This is a genomic window from Streptomyces sp. NBC_00536, assembly GCF_036346295.1.
Lineage (GTDB): Bacteria > Actinomycetota > Actinomycetes > Streptomycetales > Streptomycetaceae > Streptomyces.
This window is the reverse complement of record NZ_CP107819.1, coordinates 3822448-3848018: the sequence shown is the minus strand read 5'-3', so window position 1 is coordinate 3848018 and position 25571 is coordinate 3822448. Positions and strand designations below refer to the sequence as shown.

Here is a 25571-nt window from a genome sequence, read left to right as displayed (position 1 = left end):
CGGTCAATGGGTTTGCCCCATTACTACTTTCGAGGGTAATGGCGTGACGCGATCTATTGCTGAGGAGCAAGAGCAGGCCAATTCCGTTTCCCACCCCCTGTTTTGATCAGGTGGCGCTCCCTACAATCCGTCCACATCTTGAGCTCATCACGTCAAGGAGGACGAATGACGGGGCTCTTCACCCCTCTCGCGCAAGACGGCACCGCTCAGCTGGCAGCTGCGGTGCTTACCGATGACAATCGGCTTATCGTGATCGTCATCGCTGCGGTGGCACTCGCCGCACTCGTGGTCGCGCAGATCCTGGTCCGCCAGGTCCTCGCCGCCGACGAGGGAACCGACCGGATGAAGGAGATCGCGGCGGCCGTCCAGGAGGGCGCCAACGCCTACCTGGGGCGGCAGTTGCGCACCCTCGGCATCTTCGCCGTCGTCGTGTTCTTCCTGCTCTTCACGCTCCCCGCCGAGAACTGGACCCAGCGGGCGGGACGTTCCGCCTTCTTCCTCGTCGGCGCGCTCTTCTCGGCCGCCACCGGCTACATCGGCATGCGTCTGGCCGTCCGCGCCAACGTCCGCGTCGCCGCGGCCGCCCGCGAGGCCACCCCCGCCGAGGGCGAACCCGCCAAGGACCTCACCGAGGTCTCCCACAAGGCCATGCGGATCGCGTTCCGCACCGGCGGCGTGGTCGGCATGTTCACCGTCGGCCTCGGCCTGCTCGGCGCCTCCTGCGTCGTGCTCGTCTACGCCGCCGACGCCCCCAAGGTCCTGGAGGGCTTCGGCCTCGGCGCCGCACTCATCGCGATGTTCATGCGCGTCGGCGGCGGCATCTTCACCAAGGCCGCCGACGTCGGCGCCGACCTGGTCGGCAAGGTCGAACAGGGCATTCCGGAGGACGATCCGAGAAATGCCGCGACCATCGCCGACAACGTGGGCGACAACGTCGGCGACTGCGCGGGAATGGCCGCCGACCTCTTCGAGTCGTACGCCGTCACGCTCGTCGCGGCGCTGATCCTGGGCAAGGCCGCCTTCGGCGACCTGGGCCTGGCCTTCCCGCTGATCGTGCCCGCGATCGGCGTCGTCACCGCGATGATCGGCATCTTCGCGGTCTCCCCGCGCCGCACCGACCGCAGCGGCATGACGGCCATCAACCGCGGCTTCTTCATCTCGGCGGTGATCTCGCTGGTGCTGGTCGCCGGCGCGGTCCTCGTCTACCTGCCGTCCAGCTTCAAGGACCTGGTGGGCGTGGAGGACGCGGGCATCACCGGCCACTCCGGCGACCCGCGCGTCTTCGCGCTCGTATCCGTGGCCATCGGCATCGTGCTCGCCGCCCTCATCCAGCAGCTCACGGGCTACTTCACCGAGACCACCCGGCGTCCCGTCCAGGACATCGGCAAGTCCTCGCTGACCGGCGCGGCCACCGTCGTCCTCGCCGGCATCTCCATCGGCCTGGAATCCGCCGTCTACACCGCGCTGCTCATCGGGCTCGGGGTCTACGGCGCGTTCCTGCTCGGCGGCACCTCGATCATGCTGGCGCTCTTCGCGGTGGCCCTGGCGGGCACCGGCCTGCTGACCACCGTCGGCGTCATCGTCGCCATGGACACCTTCGGTCCGGTCTCCGACAACGCGCAGGGCATCGCGGAGATGTCCGGCGACGTCGAGGGCGCGGGCGCCCAGGTCCTGACCGACCTGGACGCGGTGGGCAACACCACCAAGGCGATCACCAAGGGCATCGCCATCGCCACCGCCGTACTGGCCGCCGCCGCGCTCTTCGGTTCGTACCGCGACGCGATCGCCACGGCCGTCAAGGACGTCGGCGCCAAGGCCGGCGACATGGGCCTGAGCCTGGACATCTCGCAGCCCAACAACCTGGTCGGGCTGATCCTGGGCGCGGCCGTCGTGTTCCTGTTCTCGGGCCTGGCCATCAACGCGGTGTCCCGCTCCGCCGGGGCCGTGGTCTACGAGGTGCGCCGCCAGTTCCGCGAGCACCCCGGGATCATGGACTACACCGAGAAGCCCGAGTACGGGCGCGTCGTGGACATCTGCACCAAGGACGCGCTGCGCGAACTCGCCACGCCCGGCCTGCTCGCCGTGATGGCTCCCATCGCGGTCGGCTTCAGCCTCGGCGTCGGCGCGCTCGGTTCGTACCTGGCCGGCGCCATCGGCACCGGCACGCTGATGGCCGTCTTCCTCGCCAACTCCGGTGGCGCGTGGGACAACGCGAAGAAGCTCGTCGAGGACGGCCACTACGGCGGCAAGGGCAGCGACGCCCACGCCGCGACCGTCATCGGCGACACCGTCGGCGACCCGTTCAAGGACACCGCCGGTCCCGCGATCAACCCGCTGCTCAAGGTGATGAACCTGGTGGCGCTGCTGATCGCCCCGGCCGTCGTGCAGTTCAGCTACGGCGTCGACGCCAGCGCGACCGTCCGTGCGGTGGTCGCCGTCGTGGCGATCATCGTGATCGTCGCGGCGGTGTACGTGTCCAAGCGGCGCGGCATCACGGTCGGCGACGACACCGGCAGCGACGCCGCCGAGCGGGTCGCCCAGCCGGCCGACCCCGCGGTGGTCTCCTGACCGTAGGCCGAGCGGCCCTCCCGGGGGTCGTCACGCGGGACCGAATGGCGGACGGGCGGCGCGGACTGACGCGCCGTCTGTCCGTCTTTCCGCTTATCCGGATGCAGACGTGTATCTTCCGGGCCGAGAGCCTTGGAAGGGACCGATCCGGTGAACAAGAAGTTTGCGGCCGCCTTGTCCGGCGGCGCGGTACTGATGCTCGTGCTGTCCGGTTGCGGTGACGACGGCAACAAGAAGACCGACGACTGGGCCAAGAAGGTCTGCGACAAGTGGCAGCCCGAGCTGAAGAAGATCGAGGGAGCCAACGCCGACATCAAGCGCGTGGCGACCGAGAGCAGCAAGCCCGAGGACGTGCAGAAGACCGACGCGGGCGCGTTCCAGACCATGTCCGGCTCGTACAAGGCCATGGGGACGGCCTTGACGGGCGCGGGAGTTCCTCCGGTCAAGGACGGTGATGCGACCCAGAAGGCCGCCGTCAAGGGCTTCGAGGACACATCCAAGGGCTACGCGGACCTCAAGACGAAGATGGACGCCCTCGACCCCAAGGACCAGGGCAAGTTCGCCGAGGGCCTCAAGACCATCGCCAGCGGCCTCGACCAGACCACTCAGGGCGGCAAGGCGGCCCTGGAGAAGCTGAAGTCGGGCGGCCTCGACAAGGCGATGAACGGTCAGAAGGGCTGCCAGGTCTCGGCGGCTCCGGAGCCCTCGAAGAGCTGACGGAGCGACGGAGCGTACGGCGATCAGGGCGGCCGGGACCGGAAACGGGCCCGGCCGTCGCCCGTGTCGCCAGCCGTGTCTCCGCCCGTGTCCCCGCCCGTGCCGCCGCCCGTGTCCCGTGCGTCGCACGGATTGTCGGTGACAGCGGACACAATGGACGGGTGAGTACCACCAGCCTTCCCCGCCTGCCCTCGCCCGTCCGCGCCGCCGCACTGCGTTCGGCCCTGCTCGCCGCGGGCTTCACCGCCGACGGCCTGCTCGACCTGCTCGGCGCCCCCGCCTACGCCGCGCTGGCCCGCAGCGAGACGGTCCCGGCCCTGCGCGCCACCCGGGACGACGGCCCGCTGCCGAGCCTGGTGCGGCTGTTCCTGCTCCAGCGGCCCGTGCCGTACGACCGGGCCGCGGCCGCGCTGCCCGTCGAGGAGGCGCTGGCCGACGGCTGGCTGCGCCGCGCGGGGGACGACGTACACGCCGTGGTGGACGTACGGCCGTACGGCGGCCCGGACGGCGAGGACTGGTTCATCGTCTCGGACCTGGGCTGCGCGGTCGGCGGGGCCGGCGGGATCGGCAGCCGGGAGGAGGGCGTGGTCCTGGGCGTCGGCGGGGCCTCCACGACCCTGGCCGGGATCACCGTGCGCACGCCGGTCGGTTCGGCCCTGGACGTCGGCACCGGATCCGGCATCCAGGCGCTGCACGCGGCGCAGCACGCGACCCGGGTCACCGCCACCGACGTCAACCCGCGCGCCCTGGACTTCACCCGTCTGACACTTGCGCTGTCGGGGGCCCCGGAGGCCGAACTGCTCACCGGCTCGCTCTTCGAGCCGGTCGGCGACGCGACCTACGACCTGATCGTCTCCAACCCGCCCTTCGTGATCTCCCCCGGGGCCCGGCTGACCTACCGGGACGGCGGGATGGGCGGCGACGACCTGTGCCGCGCGCTGGTGCGACAGGCGGGCGAACGGCTGAATCCGGGCGGATATGCACAGTTCCTGGCCAACTGGCAGCACGTCGACGGCGAGGACTGGCACGACCGGCTGCGTTCCTGGGTGCCGGACGGCTGTGACGCGTGGATCGTGCAGCGTGATGTGCAGGATGTGACGCAATACGCAGAGCTGTGGCTGCGGGACGCGGGCGACCACCGCGAGGACCCCGAGGCGTACGCCCGGCGTTACGAGGCCTGGCTGGACGAGTTCGAGGCCCGCAAGACCCGCTCGGTCGGCTTCGGATGGATCACCCTGCGCCGCACGGACGCGGAGGCTGCGTCGATCGTGGTCGAGGAGTGGCCGCACTCGGTGGAGCAGCCGCTCGGCGACACCGTCCGGGCCCATTTCGCCCGCCAGGACTACCTGCGCGACCACGATGACGCGGCGCTGCTGGAGGGATACTTCCGGCTCGTCGAGGAGGTCGTGCAGGAGCAGGTCGGCGCGCCCGGGGCGGAGGATCCCGAACATGTCGTGCTCCGGCAGAACCGCGGGATGCGGCGCGCCACCAAGGTGGACACGGTCGGCGCGGGCTTCGCCGGAGTGTGCGACGGCTCACTGAGCGCCGGGCGGATCCTCGACGCGATCGCCCACCTGGTCGAGGAGGATCCGGTGGTGCTGCGGGACCGCACGCCGGAGGCGATCCGGCTGCTGGTGGAGCAGGGATTCCTGGAGCCCGCGGAGCCCGTGCAACCGTGAATTAACCCGGGGTTGGCGTGCCGTACGCCTGGGCCTGGAAAGGTCCGGACCGGGGGGAGCCCGGGGGGAATCCGGGGGGATTCCGGAAGCTCCCCCCGAGCGGTCCACGGGCCGCTCGGGCCGCTCACCGGGCGGCTCACGAGGCGGTTCACGGGAGCGGTTCGCGGGGCGGGGGGAACGGCATGGAAAGCGGTCCGGCGGTCTTCGCGGCAACGGTGTTCCTGCTGTTCGGAACGGCGCTGCTGGCCTGGACGGGGGCGCGCGCACGGCGCCGCGCGCCGGTCGCCGAGGGCGTGCGCCACGCCGTGGCCGTACCGGTCGCCGTGCTGGCCGGCGGGGTCTCGCTCGCCCTCGGCGTGTGGTGCCTCGGCCGGCTCTGACCCGGCCCCCGTGCCGACGTACCGCAGGGCCCGCGGGAGCGCTGGAGCGACCGGTCGCAGGCCGGTCCGGCGAGGGCTCCGGCGGAGGCTCCGGACGGGGCTCCGGGGGAGGGGCCAGACGGCCCCCGGGACACCCCGCACGGTGATCGGGAAGGGTCCGCCGCGGCATCCGGGCGGCAGAAGTGGCACTTGTCGGGTTACCGTTCGAGTGGCCGTTGCGGGCTTGTGCCGTTTGACACGGGGGCGGGTTGTACCGTCACACTCCGCAGCGTCGCCGTACCGCGACCGAGTGCCGACCGGAGAGAAGAGCCAAGTTGTCCCCGACTAGCGAGACCGCAAAGGGCGGCCGCCGACTCGTCATCGTCGAGTCTCCTGCCAAGGCGAAGACGATCAAGGGCTACCTGGGCCCGGGGTATGTCGTCGAGGCGAGTGTCGGGCACATCCGCGACCTCCCGAACGGCGCCGCCGAGGTTCCCGAGAAGTACACGGGTGAGGTCCGCCGTCTCGGCGTGGACGTCGAGCACGACTTCCAGCCGATCTATGTCGTCAATGCGGACAAGAAGGCGCAGGTCAGGAAGCTCAAGGAGCTGCTGGCCGAGTCCGACGAACTCTTCCTCGCCACCGATGAGGACCGCGAGGGCGAAGCCATCGCGTGGCACCTGCAGGAAGTCCTCAAGCCCAAGGTCCCCGTCCACCGGATGGTCTTCCACGAGATCACCAAGGACGCGATCCGCGACGCCGTCGCCAACCCGCGCGAGCTGAACCAGCGCATGGTCGACGCCCAGGAGACCCGACGGATCCTCGACCGCCTCTACGGCTACGAGGTCTCCCCGGTCCTGTGGAAGAAGGTCATGCCGCGGCTGTCGGCCGGGCGCGTCCAGTCGGTGGCCACCCGCATGGTCGTCGAGCGGGAGCGCGAGCGCATCGCCTTCCGCTCCGCCGAGTACTGGGACCTGACCGGAACCTTCTCCACCGGCCGCGCCGGCGACGCCTCCGACCCGTCCTCGCTGGTCGCCCGCCTGGGCTCGGTCGACGGCAAGCGCGTGGCCCAGGGCCGCGACTTCGGCTCCACCGGCAAGCTCAAGAGCGAGGTGCTGCACCTCGACGAGGCGAACGCCCGCTCGCTGGCCGCCGCCCTCGCCGAGACGTCCTTCGCGGTCCGCTCGGTCGAGTCCAAGCCGTACCGCCGTTCCCCGTACGCGCCGTTCCGTACGACCACGCTCCAGCAGGAGGCCTCGCGCAAGCTCGGCTTCGGTGCGAAGGCGACCATGCAGGTGGCGCAGAAGCTGTACGAGAACGGCTTCATCACCTATATGCGTACGGACTCCACGACGCTGTCCGAGACCGCCGTCACGGCGGCCCGGGCGCAGGTCACCCAGCTCTACGGGGCCGAGTACCTGCCGGAGAAGCCCCGTGTCTACGCGGGCAAGGTCAAGAACGCGCAGGAGGCGCACGAGGCGATCCGCCCCTCGGGTGATCGTTTCCGCACGCCCGCCGAGACGGGTCTGACCGGCGACCAGTTCCGTCTGTACGAGCTGATCTGGAAGCGGACCGTCGCCTCCCAGATGAAGGACGCGGTCGGCAACTCGGTCACCGTCAAGATCGGCGGCCGGGCGAGCGACGGCCGCGACGCCGAGTTCTCCGCCTCCGGCAAGACGATCACCTTCCACGGCTTCATGAAGGCGTACGTCGAAGGCGCCGACGACCCGAACGCCGAGCTGGACGACCGCGAGAAGCGGCTGCCCCAGGTCGCCGAGGGCGACGCGCTGACCGGCGAGGACATCACCGCCGACGGCCACTCGACCAAGCCCCCGGCCCGCTACACCGAGGCCTCGCTGGTCAAGGAGCTGGAAGAGCGCGAGATCGGCCGTCCGTCGACCTACGCGTCGATCATCGGCACGATCCTCGACCGCGGCTACGTCTTCAAGAAGGGCACGGCGCTCGTGCCGTCCTTCCTGTCGTTCGCCGTGGTGAACCTGCTGGAGACGCACTTCGGCCGGCTCGTCGACTACGACTTCACCGCCAAGATGGAGGACGACCTCGACCGCATCGCGCGGGGCGAGGCCCAGTCCGTGCCGTGGCTCAAGCGGTTCTACTTCGGCTCCGAGGACGCCTCCGAGGTGGTCCCGGCCAGCGGCGACCACCTGGGCGGGCTCAAGGAGCTGGTCACGGACCTGGGCGCGATCGACGCCCGGGAGATCTCCTCCTTCCCGGTCGGCGAGGGCATCGTGCTGCGCGTGGGCCGCTACGGGCCGTACGTCGAGCGCGGCGAGAAGGACTCCGAGGGCCACCAGCGGGCCGACGTACCGGAGGACATGGCTCCGGACGAGCTGACCACGGAGTACGCGGAGGAACTCTTCGCGAAGCCGAGCGGTGAGTTCGAGCTGGGCAAGGACCCGGTCAGCGGGAACGAAATCGTCGCGAAGGACGGTCGCTACGGGCCGTACGTGACGGAGATCCTCCCCGAGGGCACCCCGAAGACCGGCAAGAACGCGGTCAAGCCGCGGACGGCCTCGCTCTTCCAGTCGATGAGCCTCGACACGGTGACGCTGGAGGAAGCGCTCAAGCTGATGTCGCTGCCGCGCGTCGTCGGCGTGGACGCCGAAGGCGTCGAGATCACCGCGCAGAACGGCCGCTACGGCCCGTACCTCAAGAAGGGGACGGACTCGCGCTCCCTGGAGACCGAGGACCAGCTCTTCTCGATCACGCTGGAAGCGGCGCTGGCGATCTACGCCCAGCCCAAGCAGCGCGGCCGGGCCGCGGCCAAGCCGCCGCTGAAGGAGCTGGGCACCGACCCGGTCAGCGAGAAGCCGGTGGTGGTCAAGGACGGCCGCTTCGGGCCGTACGTGACGGACGGCGAGACGAACGCGACGCTGCGGCGGGACGACGACGTCGAGACGATCACGCCGGAGCGGGGCTACGAGCTGCTCGCGGAGAAGCGGGCGAAGGCGCCGGCGAAGAAGACCGCCAAGAAGGCCCCGGCCAAGAAGGCGACCGCGGCCAAGAAGACGACGACGGCCAAGAAGACGGCCGCGAAGAAGACGACGACGGCGAAGAAGACGACCGCGACGGCGAAGAAGACGGCGACGAAGAAGACCGCCGCCGCGACCCCGGCGACGGACGAATAGCCGCTGTCGGCAGCCGTACCGAGGGCCCCGCGCACCAGCGCGGGGCCCTCGTCCGTCCCCGCAGCCCCTCCGTCCCGGCAGGTCGGGCGAGTGAACCGTCCCGAACGGCTCCGACGGGCCGAGGGGTGGGGACGGGCAGGTGGGTCCCCGCAGGCCGAGCGAGCCCACCACCCCGAGTCACTCCGACCCGCTCAGGGCTCGCGAGCCGAGGAGACCCTCCTGCCCGGCCCCACCCCGCCCGCAGCCGCGGGTCTACGGGCCGCACCCGCCGCGGGCCCCGCAGCCCGACCCCCGCCCGCAGCCGCCGGGCCCGGGCGCGGCCCGACCCGCAGCGGGCCGCAGCCGCCCGCAGCGGGCGCCGGGGCCGCCGGGGGCGGGTGCACGGGGGCCTTGTCCACAGCCCTCCGCACCCGCCAAGCGCAGCGGATAGGCTGGGCGGATGACGCGAGCCGAGCAGCCGACGGTCGTCACGGCCCCCGAGACCCCTTCCGCCCCCACCTACGACGAAGCCCTCGCCGCGGACTCCCGCGAGCGCGCGGTGCGCGCCCTGCTGCGCACCCCCAGGCTGCGCCGCCTGTGGAGCGCCCAGCTGGTGAGCGGCATCGGCGACATGCTCGCGCTGCTGGTGCTGGTCCTGCTGGCGCTCCAGGCCGCCGTCTCGGAGGGCTCGTTCGGTGGCGGCCCGCGCGGCCCCGCGCTCGCCGTCGCGGCCGTCCTCGGCGTCCGCGTCCTGGCCACGGTGCTGTGCGGCGCGGTGCTGCTCGGCCCGCTGACCAAGCTCACGGCGCCGGGCGGCAAGCTCGACCGCCGCTGGACCATGGTCGGCGCCGACGGGGTGCGCATCGCGCTGTTCGTCGTGGCCCCGCTGTGGCTCGACTGGCTCCCGGAGCACGCGCTGACCGTGCTGCTCGCCACCGTCTTCGTCTCCGGCGCCGCCGAGCGCCTGTGGACCCTGGCCAAGGAGAGCGCGGCTCCGGCCCTGCTGCCCGGGCCGCCGCCCGAGGGCGCGACCGTACGGCCGCTGCCCGACCACCTCGACACCCTGCGCAGGCTGACCCTGCGCACGGCGTTCGCCACGCTGCCGATCGCCGCCGCCGCGCTGCTCGCGGCCACCCTGGTCGGCCGGGCGATCGGCCTCGGGGTGGACTGGTTTGCGGCCAACCAGGCCGCGCTGGGTTCGTACGTCGCCGCCGGACTCTTCGCCGCCTCCGTCTCCCTGCTGCTCCCGCTGGTGCTCCCCGGAACGAAGACCCCGCGCCCGCGCTCGCCGCTGGAGGGGCTGCGCGCCCCGAAGGCGGGGGAGCGCCCGGAGAAGGGGCGTACGGGCGCCATCCGGCTGCTCGTGCTCGCCTGCGCGGCGGTCGCCGGAGCCGTGGCCTGCGCCGTCGGCGTGTCCGCGCTGCACGCGTACGACCTGGCCGGCGGGCCCGCCACCTTCGCGCTGCTGGTGCTCGCGCTGGCCGGCGGCACCGCCGCCGGGATCCGCCTCACCCAGGCCGGGAAGATGCTGCCCGCGCTCTCGCGGCGCCGTCTGCTGGCCCTCGCGCTCGCCGTCACCGGGCTCGCCCTGCTGCTGACCGGACTGGTCGCGGACACCGCGACCGTCCTGTTCCTGACCCTGCTCGCCGGGACCGGCGCGGGGGTGGCGGCCAACACCGGGCACACCCTGCTGGACCAGGAGACCGAGGAGTTCCGCCGGGCCCGGGTCACCGAGCACCTGCACGCCACGGTCCGGGTCGCGGTCGGCCTCGGCGCCGTCGGCGCCCCGGCGCTGGCCGCGCTGATCGGCCCGCACCGGCTGGCGGCCGGCCGGGTCGTCTTCGACCACGGCGGCGCGGCCTTCGTGCTCATGCTGGTCGGCGCGCTGCTGCTGCCCGTGGCCGTGATCGTGCTGATCAAGGCGGACGACCGCCGGGGCGTCCCGCTGCGCCGGGACCTGCGCGAGGCGCTGCGCGGCGGCGAGCCGGTCCAGGCCGCCTCCGGCACCGGCTTCTTCATCGCCCTGGAGGGCGGCGACGGCGCCGGGAAGTCCACCCAGGTGGAGAAGCTCGCCGAGTGGATACGGGGCAAGGGCCACGAGGTCGTCGTCACGCGCGAGCCGGGGGCGACCCCGGTGGGCAAGCGGCTGCGCTCGATCCTGCTGGACGTCTCCTCCGCCGGTCTCTCGAACCGCGCCGAGGCACTGCTGTACGCCGCCGACCGGGCGGAGCACGTGGACACCGTGGTCCGGCCCGCCCTGGAGCGCGGCGCGGTCGTCATCTCCGACCGCTACATCGACTCGTCCGTCGCCTACCAGGGCGCGGGCCGCGACCTGTCCCCGACCGAGATCGCCCGGATCTCGCGCTGGGCCACCGACGGGCTGGTCCCGAACCTGACGATCCTGCTGGACGTCTCCCCGGAGACGGCGCGGGAGCGGTTCACGGAGGCGCCGGACCGGCTGGAATCGGAGCCCCAGGAGTTCCACCAGCGGGTGCGGGCCGGATTCCTGACCCTGGCGGCGTCCGATCCCGGGCGTTACCTGGTGGTGGACGCGGGCCAGGACCCGGAGTCGGTGGCCACGGTCGTCCGGCACCGCATGGACCGGATGCTTCCGCTGTCCGAGGCCGAGGTGGCCGCGCAGATCGAGGCGCGCCGCCTGGCGGAGGAGGAAGCGCGGCGGGCCGCCGAGGCGGAGGCCGCGCGCAAGGCCGAGGAAGCACGGCTGCGCGCTGAGGAAGCACGGCTGCGGGCCGAGGAAGAGGCCCGCAAGGCACGCGAGGAAGAGGCCGCGCGGATCGAGGCCGAGGCGGAGGCCGCCCGCAAGGCGCAGGAGGAGCGGCTGCGCGCCGAGGAGGAGGCCCGGGCCCGGGCCGAGGCCGAGCGGCTGCGTGCGGAGGCCGAGGAGAAGGCCCGCGAGGTGGAGCAGGCGCGGCTGCGCAAGCAGGCGGAGGAGGAGGCCCGGCTGCGCGCCGAGGCCGAGGAACGGCGGCTGGAGAAGCAGCGGCGGGCCGAGGAGTCCCTGCTGAGGGCGGAGGAGGCGCGGCGGCTGGCCGAGGCCGCCGCGGCGGCTGTGGCCGCCGAGGCCGCGAAGGCCGCCGCCGATGCCGCGGCGAAGGCTGCCGCCGAGAGCGCCGCTGCCGCCGCCGCGACGGCCGCGACGTCCGCGAAGGCCGCCGCCGAGGCGCCCGCGCGGCGCGTGGACATGGTCAAGGGGCCGGAGCCGGTCGCGGAACGGGCCGCGGATCCGGTCGCGGACGCGCATCCGGCGGACGCGATCACGGTGGTCACCCCGGTGGTGAAGCCGGACGACATCACCGAGACGGTGCCGGTCCCGAAGTTCACCCCGCCGCCGGCCTCCGCGCGCCCGGTCTCCCCGAACGAGGAGACGGCCGTGCTGCCGCCGATCCACAGCTCCGACCCGACGGCCCGGGTACCGCAGCGGATCTTCCGGGATTCGGCGGCCGACCAGGGCCGTGGCCACGGCGGCGACAGCGGCGGCAACGGCAATGACGTCACCCGGGAGCTGCCGGTCGTCGACGCCTCCGGCCATCCCCGCCGGCGCCCGGAGTGGGCGGAGGAGACTCCGATGGACGATCTGCCGACCCTCGCGGACGAGCTGCTCGGCCCGCGCGGGCGCGACGAGGACGACGACGAGGGCCGCCCGCGCCGCCGCTGACCGCACCCGCCGGGCGGGCCGCGAGGCCCGTCGGCCGGGATTGTCAGTGGCCCCCGCCACAATGGTGAGCGTGGCAGCGGTGAGTGACCGACTGAACGCACAAAGAGAGAAAGGCGGTGGGCGGCATGCCCGTATGGGACGACCTGGTGGGCCAGGAGCGCGTGCAGACGCAGCTGGCCGCCGCCGCCCGCGATGCCGACGCCCTGGTCACGGCCGACGCCGCGGGCGTCGAGTCGGCGACCGCGTCCAAGATGACCCACGCCTGGCTGTTCACGGGGCCGCCCGGATCCGGCCGGTCCACCGCCGCCCGGGCCTTCGCCGCGGCCCTGCAGTGCACCAGCCCGGACCGGGCACTCGGCGGTGAACCGGGCTGTGGCTTCTGCGACGGCTGCCACACCACCGTGGTCGGCACCCATTCCGATGTCGAGATCGTCCGTACCGACCTCCTCTCCATCGGCGTGAAGGACACCCGGGACCTGGTCCGCCGGGCCCAGCTGTCCCCGGCCGTGGGCCGCTGGCAGGTCATCGTCCTGGAGGACGCCGACCGGCTCACCGAGGGCGCGGGGAACGTCCTGCTGAAGGCCGTCGAGGAGCCCGCTCCGCGCACGGTGTGGCTGCTGTGCGCGCCCTCGCTGGAGGACGTGCTCCCCACCATCCGGTCCCGCTGCCGCCATCTGACGCTGCGCACCCCGTCCGTCGCCGCCGTCGCCGACGTGCTGGTCCGGCGGGACGGCATCGAGCCCGAGGTGGCCGCCGCGGCCGCCCGCGCGACGCAGGGGCACATCGGCCGGGCCCGGCGGCTCGCCACGGACGAGCGGGCCCGTAGCCGCCGGGCCGCCGTGCTCAAGCTGCCGCTCCGGGTGGACGACGTGGGGGCCTGCCTCAAGGCCGCCCAGGAGCTGGTGGACGCCGCCGCCGAGGACGCCAAGCAGGTGGCCGAGGAAGTGGACGTCAAGGAGACCGAGGAGCTGCGTGCCGCGATGGGCGCCGCCGCGGGCACCGGCGGCCGGATGCCGCGCGGCACGGCGGGCGTGATGAAGGACCTGGAGGACCGGCAGAAGCGCCGCCGCACCAGGACCCAGCGCGACACCCTCGATCTGGCCCTCACCGACCTGATCGGCTTCTACCGGGACGTGCTGGCGCTCCAGCTCGGCTCCGGACTGGCCATCGCCAATGAGGAGATACGTCCGGACCTCGACCGGGTCGCCCGAGCGTCGGGCCCGGAGCGGACCCTGCGCCGCATCGAGGGGATCATCGCGTGCCGGGAGGCACTGGACCGCAATGTGTCCCCGCTCCTCGCGGTCGAGGCGATGACGATGGCGCTGCGCGCGGGCTGAGCGCTCGCCGGAGCACGGGTGGCGCCCGGGTAGGGGTAGCGCCCGGACACGGGTGGTGACGGGGGACGCCGGGGCCGCCGGTTGACCGGCTCACCCGTACGGGCGCGACGCGGCTGGAACCGCGAGGGCCCCGCCTCGCCGGTGCGGCGGGTCCCGCGCGTGCCGCGTCACCCTCCGGACCGGGCGCGGCCTCCGTCTCCCGGGCACCGGGCAGGCCGTACGCTCCGGAGATGGACACGAGTCGCCTGCTGCGCACCACCGGAACCGTGATCGCCGCCGCCGGGCTGCTGCTCTCCGGGTGCACCTCGGGAAGTTCTGGCCCCCGCGCGGCCGCGTCCTCCTCGGGGGCCGCCTCGCCGAAGGGCCCGGGCACGGCCACCGGGGCGAGCCCGGGAGCGAGCGCCGAGGCCCCCGAGCCCACGGCGACCCCGGCCGCCCTGGCCCCGTACTACGCGCAGAAGCTGAAGTGGCGCGACTGCGGTGCGCCGGGGTTCCAGTGCTCCACGATGAAGGCCCCGCTGGACTACGCGCACCCCGGAAACGGCCAGGACATCGAGATCGCGGTCTCCCGCAAGGTGGCGACCGGCCCCGGGAAGCGGCTCGGTTCGCTGCTGGTCAACCCGGGCGGCCCGGGCGGCTCCGGCATCGGGTACCTCCAGGCGTACGCGGGCATCGGCTACCCGGCGCCCGTGCGCGCCCAGTACGACATGGTGTCCTTCGACCCGCGCGGCGTGGCCCGCAGTGCCCCGGTGGACTGTCTGACCGGCCCGCGGATGGACGCCTTCACCCAGGTGGACCAGACCCCGGACGACGCGGCGGAGCAGGCGAAGCTGGCGACGGCCTTCAAGGAGTTCGCCGCGGGCTGCGCCGAGAAGTCCAGCCGGATGCTGCCGCACGTCTCGACGGTGGAGGCGGCCAAGGACATGGACGTGCTGCGCGCGGTCCTCGGCGACGAGAAGCTGACGTACGTCGGGGCCTCGTACGGCACCTTCCTCGGGGCGACGTACGCGGACCTCTTCCCCAGCCGGGTCGGGCGCCTCGTCCTGGACGGCGCCATGGACCCGGCGCGCCCGGCGCTGGAGCTGAACCGGGATCAGACGGAGGGCTTCGAGACGGCGTTCCGCTCCTTCGCCCAGGACTGCGCGAAGCAGCCCGACTGCCCGCTCGGCCACGGGAGCCCGGACGAGGTGGCGGCGCAGCTGAAGGAGTTCTTCCGCAAGGTCGACGCCCAGCCGGTGGCCAGCGGCGACGCGGCGCGCCCGCTGGGCGAGTCCCTCGCGACGACCGGTGTGATCGCGGCGCTCTACGACCAGGCGGCCTGGCCGCAGCTGCGCGAGGCGCTGCAGAGCGCCCTGAACGGCGAGGGCGCGGGGCTGCTCGCGCTCGCGGACAGCTACTACGAGCGCGACGCGAACGGCAAGTACGCCAATCTGATGTACGCCAACGCCGCCGTGAACTGCCTGGACCAGCCCCCCGCCTTCGCCGGCCCGCAGGACGTGGAGAAGGCCCTGCCCTCCTTCGAGAAGGCCTCCCCGGTCTTCGGCGCGGGCCTCGCCTGGGCCTCGCTGAACTGCGCGTACTGGCCGGTCAAGGCGACCGGCACGGCGCATCGCGCGCAGGCGAAGGGCGCGGCCCCGATCGTGGTCGTCGGCACCGTCCGGGACCCGGCGACCCCGTACAAGTGGGCCCAGGCCCTCGCCTCCCAGCTCGACTCCGGAGTCCTGCTCACCTACGACGGCGACGGCCACACGGCCTACGGCCGCGGCAGCGACTGCATCGACACGGCGATCAACCAGTACCTCCTGGACGGCACCCCGCCCCAGAACGGCAAGAAGTGCTGACCCCCTCCGCCACCCCCTCCACCACCCCCGGCCGACCCGGTTCGGGGCACCCGGTTTAACCCTGTAGACTTGGCGCCGCTGCTGATGAGAGCCTCCCACCAGGGAAATTCTTGTCTTCCCAGCGGTGCCGCCTTAGCTCAGTTGGCCAGAGCAACGCACTCGTAATGCGTAGGTCTCGGGTTCGAATCCCGAAGGCGGCTCTAGAAGAACCTCAGGACTCACTCGCCGTGACCTGGGGTTTTTCTTATGCCCTGACGCAGGCAGGCAGGCAGGCACGCGACGCAAGGAGTGGGCATGGGCGAGCGGGTTGTGGTGCGGGAGGCCACGAGCGGGGATGTGGAGGTGGCTGCCGGGTTGTTCCGGGGGTACCTCGACTTCTACGAGGTGACCGTCGCGGATGCCGGGGCGGCGCGGGAGTTCCTTGCCGAGCGGATGCGCAACGGGGAGTCGCTCGTGCTGCTCGCCGAGGTGGAGGGCGGGGACGGGGGCGGGACCGTGGGGTTCGCTCAGGTCTACCGGACGTTCTCGTCGCTGGCGCTGCGGCCGATGTGGGTGCTGAGCGATCTCTACGTCGCCCCGGCCGGGCGGCGGAGCGGGGCGGGGCGGGCGCTGCTGCGGGAGACCCTGCGGCGGGCGCGGGAGGCCGGGGTGTCCGGGGTCCAGCTGGAGACGGCGTACGACAACCACGTCGCCCAGGGCCTGTACGAGGCCGAGGGCTTCGTGCGCGATCCGTTCCACGTGTACTTCCATGATCTGGGCTGACGTACGTGTCTCCCGGCCCGGTCACTCCCTCACGTAAAGGGTGTTCAGGGCCCAGGCGCTGAGGGTGGCGAGGGCCAGGGCCAGGGGCCACTGGTTGAGCAGGGGCGGGGCGCTCGCGAGGAGGGCCGCCAGGCCGTAGGCGCCGATCAGCGTGCCCAGCAGGGCCTGCAGACCCTCCGGCAGGCGGCCCACCCGGACCAGCAGGTAGAGGACGACCGCGATGGCCGGGAACAGCCACGGGTACTCCCGCCCCGGCCCCTGGTACAGCACCAGGTCGCGCAGGTCGGGGAACCACGTCGCGCGGAATTCGCTCACCGCCAGCTGGTGCGGGTAACTCCAGTGCGGGGACAGCTCCGTCGACTTGCGCAGCGGGGCCGTCCAGCCGCTGAGGGCGAGCATCTGCCACAGGAACAGGACCAGCGCCGCGCCCTGGCCGAACGCGGCGTACTGGCCGAGGCCCGCCACCGGACGCGGCTGCACGGTCGAGACCCGAGGGGGGACCGGGGGTGCGGGTGTGCGTGGGGGCGTGGGTGTGCGTGGGGGTGTGGGTGGGGGTGTGGGCGTGGGTGACGGCTTCGGGGGCGGTGTCGGGGTCGGCGGTGCGGCGTTGTTGTACTTGAGGCGGGCCTCGCGGGCGCGGCGCATCGCCTCGGTCGTGTCGTCCCCCATGGGTGTTCCCTTCCTCCTTGCCCGGTCCAGGTCTGCTCAGCGGTGGTGGCGTTGCTCGAAGGCGCGCTTCTGGCGCCGGGTGACCTCGGCGTCGTCGCCCGCCCGCCCGCCGTACTCGCGGGGGTCGCTGCGCAGCGAAGGGTCCCCGCAGACCGGGCAGTCGGGCCGGCGCCCGGTGCGCAGCCAGATGCTCTGGAAGGCGTGCTGGCCGGGGGCCTCGCCGAGCACCCGCGGGAAGAACCAGTGGTCGGGCTCCATGGCGAACAGGGCCATGGACAGGTTCTTGCGGAGCGGGGCCGTGAGGAATCCGCCGACCCGCTCCGGGCCGCCGCCCTCGTGCAGCAGGGCCAGCACGATCTTCGCCGCCGCCGCGGTCAGGTGCTGGATGTCGGTGAGCAGCCCGGGTACGGCGTACAGGCGGCCGGTGCCGTAGTCCGTGCGCGGCTGGTGGCCCAGCTCGCCCAGGGATTCGCGGACCCCGCCGGTCGCGCACGACCAGCAGGGCGAGCCGGGGGTGGTGAAGACGACCTCGCCGCCCGCCGCGCCGTCGTACAGGCCGATGAAGACGGCCGGGCGGCGCAGGAAGTAGGAGAGGTGGTTGAGGCGTTGCTGCGCGTGGTTGTCGTCGGTGGCGGCGACCACGAGCCGGGCGTCGGAGATCCGCTGGTGCCAGTGGTGGTCGTCGAGGGAGGCGACGTCCTTGGCCAGGACGGTGACCTTGAGCTTCGGGTTGATCTTGCGCAGCCGCCGGGCGGTGGCCTTGGCCTTGTTGCGGCCGATGTCGCGCACGCCGAACAACGACCGGCCCAGGTTGGCCGGTTCGACCCGGTCGGGGTCGACCAGGGTGAGCCGGCCCACCCCGGAGCGGACGAGCACCTCGGCGAGGTAGCTGCCGACGGAGCCGACCCCGACCAGCAGGACGTGGGTGTCTGCGAGCGCGGGGGAGAGCAGCCCCTGGGTGCGGGCGAAGAGCCCGGCGCGCGCGGCCCGGGCCCGGCCGATCCCGGTCCGGTAGACGAGCCGGCGCATCCGGCCGGGGCCCGGGGCGGAGGGCGGCGGGGGCTTCTCCGAAACATCCGGGACGAGCGAAACATCCGGGACGAGTGGGGCCTGCGGGACGAGTGGGGCCTGCGGGTCCTGTGGAACGTACGGGCCGTACGGGCCGTGCTGGGCGAAGGAATCCGGCGGGCGGGAATCCGGGGCGAGCGGCTCCCGGGCGGCCGGGAGCGGCGCGGGCGCGGTGCCGCGTACCGGCTCGGGCGTGGACGGGGACGGGGACGGGGACGAGGGGGAGGACGTACGCCGTCCCGGCTGCCCGGCACCGTTGACGCGTGGGGCGCCCGTCCCGGGTGCGGTCGTACGGGCTTCCAGGGCCCCCAGGGCTCCGAGCGACTCCCGCAGCCGGTCCTGGTCCGGGATCCGCGGGTCCCAGCCCAGCTCCCGCACGATCAGCTCGGGGTGCGGCCCGTCCGCCCCGGCCTCCTCCAGCAGCAGCGGCGGGGCCACCGGGAAGTCGGCCGTGACGAAGAGGTGGCGCGGGGTGCCCGAGCGGCCCGGGGGCAGCGGGACCCGTACCCCGGGCACCCCGCCCACCAGGCAGGTGACCGGGAAGGAGTCGGACCAGGACAGCCCGGCGTGGCGGAGCGCGCCGGCCAGCGGCACGACCACCGGACGCATCGGTTCCAGCCGGACGCCGCGCTCGCTCCACATCGCGCCGAAGAAGGAGATCCGGGCGGTGTCGGTGAACAGCTCGTGCCGCTCGCCGGGGGTGGTGACGTCGTGGGTGACGATCGGCGCGAGGTAGCGCCCGAGGTCGGGCACCGCGTCCAGGGTGCGGCCGTACTCGCGGTGGTCCTGCCGGGAGGGCCGTGGCATGCCCGACGGGTGCGAGTGGACGATGCCCTTGAAGCGGACCGGACCGGCTCCCTCCATCCGCCCTATCTCGTCCAGCAGCCATGCGGTGTTGCGGTACTCCACCTGGGTCACCCGGGCGCGCGCGTCGTGGACGAAGGCGGTCAGCACGTCGCGCCCGCGCAGCCCGAGCAGGGCGCCGCCCTGCTCGGGCCGGGTCCGCCCGATGTCCCGCCCCACCTGGTGGATCACGTAGTCGAAGACATGTACGGGCAGCACGGCATCGGTCCCTACTGCTTGCGGTTGAACGGGAAGGGGCGTCCCATGCGGACGAAATCGACTCCGAGCGCCCAGGTCGCCGAGCGCGCGTACGCCTCCTGGAGGGTGGGCTGGCCCGAACCGGAGCGCTCGGAAAGGCAGATCTTCCCGCTGTGGTAGAGGTGGAAGCCGTGCTGGTCGTGGGTGGGCAGCGTCTCCAGTGCCGGTTCGATCAGGCGGACTTGGTACTCGACCCCGTCGAAGCGCGCGCACATCACATACCGGTGCTCGAACATCGTGGTGATCTCGTAGACCCAGCCCTCGGCGCCCGGGGTGTCCTCGTAGTAGGTGTTGGCGGGCAGTTTGGTCTCGACCACCCGGCGTTCGCGCTCCAGCCGGGCCGCGTTGGCTCCGGTGGCGGCGGCGAAGGTGCTCTGCGGGACTCTGGAGAGCGGGGCGTCGTTCTCGCCGCCGGTCCCGAGCCGGACCTTGCCCTCGCGGTCCACATAGACCTCTTGCTGCCCCGCCGTGCTCTTGGACTGGCTGGCGAAGAAGCTGTCCCGGATCGCGTTGAGGTCGTACATGTCTGCCATGGTCTTCATCCCCTCCCTGAAGGTGCGATGGATCGGTGGCGCGGTGGATCGGTGGCGCGTCAGGCCCGGGTGCGGGCGATCAGTTCGCGCAGGCGGACGGTCTGCGGGTGGTCCGGGCCGTACGCCGTCCAGTGGTCGGCGTACAGGGCCTCGAACTCGGCGGCGGCGCGCTGGGTCTCACCGGCCGCGGCCAGCCAGTGGGCCTGGTCGTAGCGGATCTCCGACAGCTTCGGGTCGGTGGCGGCCAGGACCCCGGAGACGGCGGCGCGCAGTTCGAGCAGGTGCTGGGCGGCCGGGCGCGGATGGCCGGACTCGCCGATGTAGCGGGCGAGGTTGAGGGCGCACACGACGGCCAGCTGGTCGTCCGCCCCGAGCACCTGGCGGGCCCGCGCGGCCACCGGTGCGAGCCGCTCGGCGGCGGCCGCGGGGCGCCCGGCCCGGGCCAGGGCCTGGGCGAGGTGCAGGACGACGAGCCAGATTCCGCGGTGGTCGGCGGGGAGCGTGGCGTGCGCGAAGGCGAGTACGTCGCTCAGCTGCCGCACCCGCTCGGCCGTCGCGGCCTCGGTATCCCGGTCGGTCGACTCCAGTACGGCGTTGCACCGGGTCTCCACCTCCCGGGCCGGATCGGCCGGGGGCCCCGGCGGCGGTCCGGGCGGCGGCGGGGTGGGCGGGCCGATGACGACGGTGGGGCGCGGTACGACGGCCACGCTGAGCCCGCGCAGCAGCCCCGCGATCTCCCGGGCGTCGGCGGGGCGTTCGCCGGGGTTCTTGGTGAGCAGCCGGGTGACCAGGTGGTCCACGGCGGGCGGCACCTCCGGGCGCAGGGCGCGGACGGAGGGGACGGGGGCGCGGCAGTGGAGCGAGACGAGGGCGCCGTAGTCGTCGGGCGCGACGTAGGGCTGGCGGCCTGTGAGCATCTCGAAGAGGACGCAGCCGACGGCGTACAGGTCGGTGGCCGGACCGATGGGCTCCTGGAGGAAGCACTCGGGGGCCATGTACTCGGGGGTGCCCACGAGTTGGGCGTAGCCGGTGACTCCGGCCCCATAACCGAGGTCGCCGAAGAGCGTGTACGAGCGGGCGATGCCGAAGTCCAGTAAGACCAGGCTGTCCTGGGGGGCCGCGGGCCCGGCGCCGGTGCCTGACGGGGTGCCGGTTCCGGCTCTCGTTCCGGCTCCGGTGGCGCGGATCATGACGTTCGTCGGCTTGATGTCGCGGTGGACCAGGTCCCGGGCGTGGACCGGGACCAGCGCCTCGCAGAGTTCGGCGGCCCAGCGCAGTGCCTGGGCCACCGCCAGCCGGTGGCCCTTGGGGACCAGGGCGCGCAGGGTCTGCCCCTCGACGTACTGGGTGATCAGATAGAGGTGCCAGGAGCCGTCGATCCGGGCCTCGTCCACATCGTGCACCCGCACGATCCGGGGGTCGTCGATGGCGGCCAGGATCTTCGCCTCGCGCAGGAAGCGGAGGGCGGGGTGGGTGCCCCGGTCCGTGACCCGCAGGAATTTGGCCACGACCATGCGGTCGAGCCGTTGGTCGTGCGCTTTCCAGACTTCTGCCATGCCCCCTTGGAAACGCTCCAGAAGTGCGTACCGGTCCAGCACAAGGCGCCGCACGGGCGAAGGGCCCGCCCCCCGAATACCCGACATGGGACAAGGGTGGCACTCACCCGGTCATCGGTTCAGCGTATTTCTGAAACATCTCTGAACCTCGCATGGCTCTTTTGCGTCGCTACTTTGCATCGGCATAACACTCCACCACGGCTGTGGTGAAGGGGAAGCGGACCGGGGTCTCCCCGAAGGCGATCCGGCCGGCCCGGTCGCCCGCCGCGCGGATCGCCTCCGCCACGGTTTCCGCCTCCTCGGCCGGGCAGTGCACGATCACCTCGTCGTGCTGGAAGAACACCAGCTCGGCGCGGAGCGGGGCGATCGCCTGGCGCAGCGCCGCCAGCATCAGCAGGGCCCAGTCGGCGGCGCTGCCCTGGACCACGAAGTTGCGGGTGAACCGGCCGCGGGCGCGGGAGTTGGACGAGGCGTAGCCGGGCGTGTAGCCGTCGGCGCCCGGTGCGGTGTCGTCCCCGGCGTACGGGCCCCCGGACGAGCGCCCGGCGTACGAGCCTCCGCCGTACGGGCCCCCCGCGTCCGGGGCCTCCTGGGGCAGGCCCGCCTCCTCCTGGGCGCCGGCCCCCGCCGCGGGCGGGCAGGTGCGGCCCAGCCAGGTGCGGACCAGGCGGCCCTCCTCGCCCGCGCGGGCGGCGTCGTCGACGTACGCCACGGCGCGCGGGAAACGGCGGCGCAGGGCGGCGAGGTTCTTCAGGCCGTCGCCGGAGGTCTGCCCGTACACCGCGCCGAGGACGGCGATCTTGGCCATCTCGCGGTCACCCTGGAAACCCTGGCGGGAGATCGAGGTATAGAGGTCCTCGGGGCGCCCGGCCACCTCCATCAGGCCCGGGTCACGGGAGATCGCGGCCAGCACGCGGGGCTCCATCTGGTCGGCGTCCGCCACGACGAGCCGCCAGCCGGGGTCGGCGACGACCGCCCGCCGGATCACCTTGGGGATCTGCAGGGCGCCGCCGCCGTTGGTGACCCAGCGGCCGGTGACGGTGCCGCCGGGGATGTACTCGGGGTGGAACCGGCCGTCGTGCACCCAGTCCTGGAGCCAGGACCAGCCGTGCGCGGTGTAGATCCGGTACAGCTTCTTGTACTCCAGCAGCGGGGCGATGGCCGGGTGGTCGATCTCCTGGATCTCCCAGCGGCGGGTCGACTTCAGCCTGATCCCGGCGCGGGCGAAGGCCTTGATGACCTCCGCCGGGAGGTCGGGGCGGACCGGGTGGCCGAAGGCGGCGGAGATCTGCTCGGCCAGCTCGGCGAGGCGGCGCGGGGCCCCGCCGCCGCCGTACCGCTCGCCGAGCAGGTCGGTCAGCAGCGCCCGGTGCACATCGGCCCGCCAGGGCAGGCCCGCCCGGTTCATCTCGGCGGCGACGAGGAAACCGGCGGACTCGGCGGTGGTGAGCAGGTGCATGCGGTCGGGGTGGGCGGTGGCGTTGTGCCGGCGCATCTGGTCGGCGTAGACGGCGAGCAGGGCGTCGAGGGGGAGCGGGGCCGGACGGGGGTCGAAGAGCGAGGACTGCGTGCCGGGTTCGGCGGCGCGCTGCGGGGGGTCGGGCGGGACGGGGGAGTTCGTCAGGCGGGCCCAGGCGGCGGCCGCGGAACGGGGTTCGCCGAGGCGGCCCTCGTGGCCGAGGAGGAGGAGTTCGGCGTCCTCGATGTCGTAGCAGCGCTCGATGGTTGTGTGGGTGCCGGTGCCGGTGCCGGTGCCGGTGCCGGTGGCCTCGGCGAGCAGGCGGGGGTAGACGGCCTGGGTGTTGCGCCAGATCCAGCGGGTGCCTTGCGGGGCGGCCCTTACCGCTTCTCCGGGGGTGGGCGTGGTGATGCGGGGGCCTTGGCCGTCGGCCGGGGTGGCCTGCCAGTGGGCGTCCGGGGTTTCGGCCAGCACCCACCGGGTGGGGTGGTCGCTCATCGTCCGAGTGTTCCACCGGGGTCTGACAGCGGGTTCCGGGGGCGGGGCGTGTCGGGGGTGTCGGGGTGCGGGGTGTTCGGGGGCGCGGGAGGGTCGGGGTGGGGCGGGCGGCTGCACGCGGGACGCCGGGGGTGTCTCCTCGGCTCGCAAAACCTTCGCGGGGTCGGAGATGTTGCGCTGTGCTGGTTTTGCTCGGCCTGCGGGGACACCCCCGGCATCCCACGCACAGCCGCCCGCCCCGGCCCTCCCGCGCCCCCGGACACACCTGCTGGGGGGTGGGTGGGTGGGGGTGGGGGTGGTGTGTGGGCTCCTCTGCCGGGGGTTAGAGGGAGAGAGCGGCTGCGTATGTCTTCAGGGCGTCGCGCGGGGGGTTCTGGAGGAGGGTGTGGAGGGGGCCCTGGTCCGGGGTGGAGAGGAAGTCCGCGGCGATCGCGGAGTAGGTGCCGATCAGCATCGGGATCTGGAAGGGGACCGAGCCGGGGCCCGAGAGGGCGGTGCGGGCGGCGGCCAGGGTGGTCGGGGTGTACGTCGTGCCCGTCGCGGCGGCCAGGTCGGCGCCGCCGATCGCGCGGTCGCCGACCAGTTCGTACGTACGGCCCGTGTGGGGGGTGGGGTCGAGGGCCACCCGTACCGCGATGTCGGCCAGGTCTTCCCGGGCCACTGCGGCTACGGTGCCGGTGCCCAGGGGGGCGGTGATGCGGCCGTCGGGGCCGGGGGCGGCGAGGGCGGCCAGGAGTTCGGCGTACAGGCCGTTGCGCAGGACGGTCCAGGCGAGCGGGGAGTCGCGCAGGCGGCGTTCGGTCCAGCGGTGGGCGAGGGCGTAGGGGAGGTGGTCGCCTTCCGCCGTCAGGCTCGTGTAGACGATGTGGCGGACGCCCGCGCGTTCGGCCGCGCCGATCGCCGCCTCGTGGCGGGCGATGACCGTGTCGTCCTCCCCGTAGCCCGCCGAGATGAGGAGGAGGGTTTTTACGGAGGAGAGGTCGAGGGTGTGGGGGGCGTCCAGGTCGATCTTGCGTTGGTTGGGGGTCGGGGTGCGGGTGCCTGTGCGGGTGTGGGGGTGGTGGGACAGTTTGCGGGCGATGAGGGAGCCCAGGGCGCCCGAGGCGCCGGTGAGTAAGAGCATGGTCGTTTTAACGAAGGGGCGCCGTCCCGGGCACTTGGTGGGGGCGTGCCAAGCTGTTGGTGTGAAACATGTTGTTGACCGTGCCTTTGACGCGGCGCTTTATGCCCAGGACGACACCGGGCTCGATACGGGTGCGTCGCTGCTCGCCGCCGCCGCGTGGGGCGAGGTGGGGCAGGAGCTGCTGGCGCGCGGGGAGGGGTTCGTGCGCCAGGCCTGGGAGCGCGGCTGGCAGCCCGCCGATGTGGTGCGGCTGGTGCGTCGGGATCTGGACGAGCGGCACGTGCGGCTCGTCGGGGACCTGATCGCCGGGGAGGCGCGGCGCTACGAGCGGCTGCCCGCCCGGTGGGGGGCCGGGCAGGCGTGGTGGGGCGAGGATGCGGCGTACGCGGAGCGGGTGGCCGCGCGGGAGAAGTGCGACCGGTTCTCGCTGGCCACCGGCGTGCTGGAGGTGCTGCGGGTGCTGGTGCGGCTGCCGTCCGTCGAACCGGTCGGGCCGCTGCCGGGGGATCCGGCGGGGGAGCTGGAGGCGGCCGGGCACATAGAGCCGCGGATGCTCGGGCGGATCCGGGCGCTGCTGGCGAAGGCCGAGGCCACGACCTTCCCCGAGGAGGCGGAGGCGCTCAGCGCGAAGGCGCAGGAGCTGATGGCCCGGCACACCGTCGACGAGGCGCTGCTGGCCGTGCGGGGCGGGGGGTCCGGGCAGCTGCCCGGGGCCTGCCGGATCGGGGTGGAGCCGCCGTACGAGGAGGCCAAAGCGGTGCTGCTGGACGCGGTCGCGCGGGCCAACCGGTGCCAGGCGGTGTGGAACGCGGCCTTCGAGTTCTCGACGGTGGTCGGGTTCGAGGGTGACCTGGAGTCGGTGGAGCTGCTCTACACCTCGCTGCTCGTGCAGGGCACGGCGGCGATGACGCGCGCCGAGGCCGGGCAGCGGGCGGGCGGGCGCAAGCGGACCAAGACCTTCCGGCAGTCGTTCCTGCTGGCCTACGCGAGCAGGCTCGGCCAGCGGCTGGCCGAGACCGCCGAGCACACGGCCGCCGAGGTGCCGGACAACCTGCCGGCCCTGGTGGCCCGCGACGTGGCCGTCAGCTCCCGGGCCGAGGAGATGTTCCCGAAGACGACCACGACCCGGCTGCGCGGGGCCACCGACCTCGCGGGGTGGACCGACGGCACCGAGGCGGCCGACCGCGCCCACGTGGGAACGGCGGGGCGGGCGGACCGTCGGCAGGCGCTGCGGGGGTAGGGGGTGTCAGTGCGGGGCGACCTCGCCCGGGGTGCTCGGGGTGCTCGGGGTGCTCTGGTCCTCCGCCCGCATGGCCTTGGCCTCGCTCTTGAGGATGCGGGCGGACTTGCCCAGGGAGCGGGCCATGTCGGGGAGCTTCTTCGAACCGAAGACGAGGAGGCAGACGACCAGAAGGACGACCAGGTGCCAGGGTTCCATGGCGTTCCTGAGCATGCGCGTACCCACCTTTCCTATGGTGTTCACCGGCATTGAACGGC

The 25571-nt window shown here is 73.2% G+C and carries 17 protein-coding genes and 1 tRNA gene; 11 read left to right on the top strand and 7 right to left on the bottom strand.

What is annotated here, in order from left to right; translation table 11 throughout:
- Nucleotides 1-165: 165 nt before the first annotated feature.
- The 10 genes from OHS33_RS16700 (at nt 166) to OHS33_RS16655 (ending at nt 16067) form a co-directional block, all read left to right on the top strand.
- On the top strand, nt 166-2568 hold the full coding sequence (locus OHS33_RS16700) for a sodium-translocating pyrophosphatase (protein WP_330331202.1): 2403 nt from the start codon (nt 166-168) through the stop codon (nt 2566-2568).
- Between the two features lie 150 nt (nt 2569-2718).
- The gene (locus tag OHS33_RS16695) at nt 2719-3285 is read left to right on the top strand and encodes a small secreted protein (RefSeq protein ID WP_330331201.1); all 567 of its coding nucleotides are present in this window, start codon (nt 2719-2721) and stop codon (nt 3283-3285) included.
- Between the two features lie 161 nt (nt 3286-3446).
- Entirely contained in the window at nt 3447-4964 is a 1518-nt protein-coding gene (locus tag OHS33_RS16690) for a DUF7059 domain-containing protein (protein ID WP_330331200.1), read from the top strand.
- Between the two features lie 182 nt (nt 4965-5146).
- The gene (locus OHS33_RS16685; protein WP_330331199.1) at nt 5147-5344 is read left to right on the top strand and encodes a hypothetical protein; all 198 of its coding nucleotides are present in this window, start codon (nt 5147-5149) and stop codon (nt 5342-5344) included.
- Between the two features lie 314 nt (nt 5345-5658).
- Nucleotides 5659-8472, top strand: a complete 2814-nt coding sequence (gene topA / locus OHS33_RS16680; RefSeq protein WP_330331198.1) for a type I DNA topoisomerase — start codon at nt 5659-5661, stop codon at nt 8470-8472.
- A gap of 439 nt (nt 8473-8911) precedes the next feature.
- Entirely contained in the window at nt 8912-12127 is a 3216-nt protein-coding gene (gene tmk / locus OHS33_RS16675; protein ID WP_330331197.1) for a dTMP kinase, read from the top strand.
- Nucleotides 12128-12252: 125 nt separating this feature from the next.
- Nucleotides 12253-13464: a DNA polymerase III subunit delta' gene (locus OHS33_RS16670; protein ID WP_330331196.1), complete on the top strand. Its 1212-nt coding sequence runs from the start codon at nt 12253-12255 to the stop codon at nt 13462-13464.
- A 230-nt stretch (nt 13465-13694) separates the two neighbouring features.
- Nucleotides 13695-15305, top strand: coding sequence for an alpha/beta hydrolase (locus OHS33_RS16665; RefSeq protein WP_330331195.1), 1611 nt, complete (start codon nt 13695-13697; stop codon nt 15303-15305).
- 126 nt (nt 15306-15431) lie between these two features.
- Nucleotides 15432-15505, top strand: a tRNA-Thr gene (locus OHS33_RS16660).
- 94 nt (nt 15506-15599) lie between these two features.
- The gene (locus tag OHS33_RS16655; protein ID WP_330331194.1) at nt 15600-16067 is read left to right on the top strand and encodes a GNAT family N-acetyltransferase; all 468 of its coding nucleotides are present in this window, start codon (nt 15600-15602) and stop codon (nt 16065-16067) included.
- A 21-nt stretch (nt 16068-16088) separates the two neighbouring features.
- Here the strand turns inward: OHS33_RS16655 and OHS33_RS16650 are convergent, their stop codons facing one another.
- From OHS33_RS16650 to OHS33_RS16625, 6 genes are all read right to left on the bottom strand, one after another.
- On the bottom strand, nt 16089-16547 hold the full coding sequence (locus tag OHS33_RS16650; protein WP_330331193.1) for a hypothetical protein: 459 nt from the start codon (nt 16545-16547) through the stop codon (nt 16089-16091).
- A gap of 225 nt (nt 16548-16772) precedes the next feature.
- Nucleotides 16773-18866, bottom strand: coding sequence for a ThiF family adenylyltransferase (locus OHS33_RS16645; protein WP_330331192.1), 2094 nt, complete (start codon nt 18864-18866; stop codon nt 16773-16775).
- 11 nt (nt 18867-18877) lie between these two features.
- Entirely contained in the window at nt 18878-19447 is a 570-nt protein-coding gene (locus OHS33_RS16640) for a hypothetical protein (RefSeq protein WP_330331191.1), read from the bottom strand.
- Nucleotides 19448-19497: 50 nt separating this feature from the next.
- Nucleotides 19498-20994: a serine/threonine-protein kinase gene (locus OHS33_RS16635; RefSeq protein WP_330331190.1), complete on the bottom strand. Its 1497-nt coding sequence runs from the start codon at nt 20992-20994 to the stop codon at nt 19498-19500.
- 169 nt (nt 20995-21163) lie between these two features.
- On the bottom strand, nt 21164-22951 hold the full coding sequence (locus tag OHS33_RS16630) for a bifunctional 3'-5' exonuclease/DNA polymerase (RefSeq protein ID WP_330331189.1): 1788 nt from the start codon (nt 22949-22951) through the stop codon (nt 21164-21166).
- 322 nt (nt 22952-23273) lie between these two features.
- Nucleotides 23274-24074 carry an NAD(P)H-binding protein gene (locus tag OHS33_RS16625; protein ID WP_330331188.1) on the bottom strand — a complete coding sequence of 267 codons (801 nt, stop codon included), beginning with the start codon at nt 24072-24074 and terminating at the stop codon, nt 23274-23276.
- A 61-nt stretch (nt 24075-24135) separates the two neighbouring features.
- On the opposite strand from OHS33_RS16625, the gene OHS33_RS16620 reads away from it, so the two are divergent.
- Nucleotides 24136-25314 carry a DUF2786 domain-containing protein gene (locus OHS33_RS16620; RefSeq protein WP_330331187.1) on the top strand — a complete coding sequence of 393 codons (1179 nt, stop codon included), beginning with the start codon at nt 24136-24138 and terminating at the stop codon, nt 25312-25314.
- Nucleotides 25315-25320: 6 nt separating this feature from the next.
- On the opposite strand, the gene tatA is transcribed toward OHS33_RS16620, so the two are convergent.
- Nucleotides 25321-25527 carry a Sec-independent protein translocase subunit TatA gene (gene tatA / locus OHS33_RS16615; protein ID WP_330331186.1) on the bottom strand — a complete coding sequence of 69 codons (207 nt, stop codon included), beginning with the start codon at nt 25525-25527 and terminating at the stop codon, nt 25321-25323.
- Nucleotides 25528-25571: the final 44 nt, after the last annotated feature.

Bases quoted from the DNA above. Each gene is read 5' to 3' on its own strand.
- OHS33_RS16700 (WP_330331202.1), top strand. From the start codon at position 166: ATGACGGGGCTCTTCACCCCTCTCGCGCAAGACGGCACCGCTCAGCTG.
- OHS33_RS16685 (WP_330331199.1), top strand. From the start codon at position 5,147: ATGGAAAGCGGTCCGGCGGTCTTCGCGGCAACGGTGTTCCTGCTGTTC.
- tmk (WP_330331197.1), top strand. From the start codon at position 8,912: ATGACGCGAGCCGAGCAGCCGACGGTCGTCACGGCCCCCGAGACCCCT.
- OHS33_RS16670 (WP_330331196.1), top strand. From the start codon at position 12,253: ATGCCCGTATGGGACGACCTGGTGGGCCAGGAGCGCGTGCAGACGCAG.
- OHS33_RS16665 (WP_330331195.1), top strand. From the start codon at position 13,695: ATGGACACGAGTCGCCTGCTGCGCACCACCGGAACCGTGATCGCCGCC.
- OHS33_RS16655 (WP_330331194.1), top strand. From the start codon at position 15,600: ATGGGCGAGCGGGTTGTGGTGCGGGAGGCCACGAGCGGGGATGTGGAG.
- OHS33_RS16640 (WP_330331191.1), bottom strand. From the start codon at position 19,447: ATGAAGACCATGGCAGACATGTACGACCTCAACGCGATCCGGGACAGC.
- OHS33_RS16635 (WP_330331190.1), bottom strand. From the start codon at position 20,994: ATGGCAGAAGTCTGGAAAGCGCACGACCAACGGCTCGACCGCATGGTC.
- OHS33_RS16630 (WP_330331189.1), bottom strand. From the start codon at position 22,951: ATGAGCGACCACCCCACCCGGTGGGTGCTGGCCGAAACCCCGGACGCC.
- OHS33_RS16625 (WP_330331188.1), bottom strand. From the start codon at position 24,074: ATGCTCTTACTCACCGGCGCCTCGGGCGCCCTGGGCTCCCTCATCGCC.
- tatA (WP_330331186.1), bottom strand. From the start codon at position 25,527: ATGCTCAGGAACGCCATGGAACCCTGGCACCTGGTCGTCCTTCTGGTC.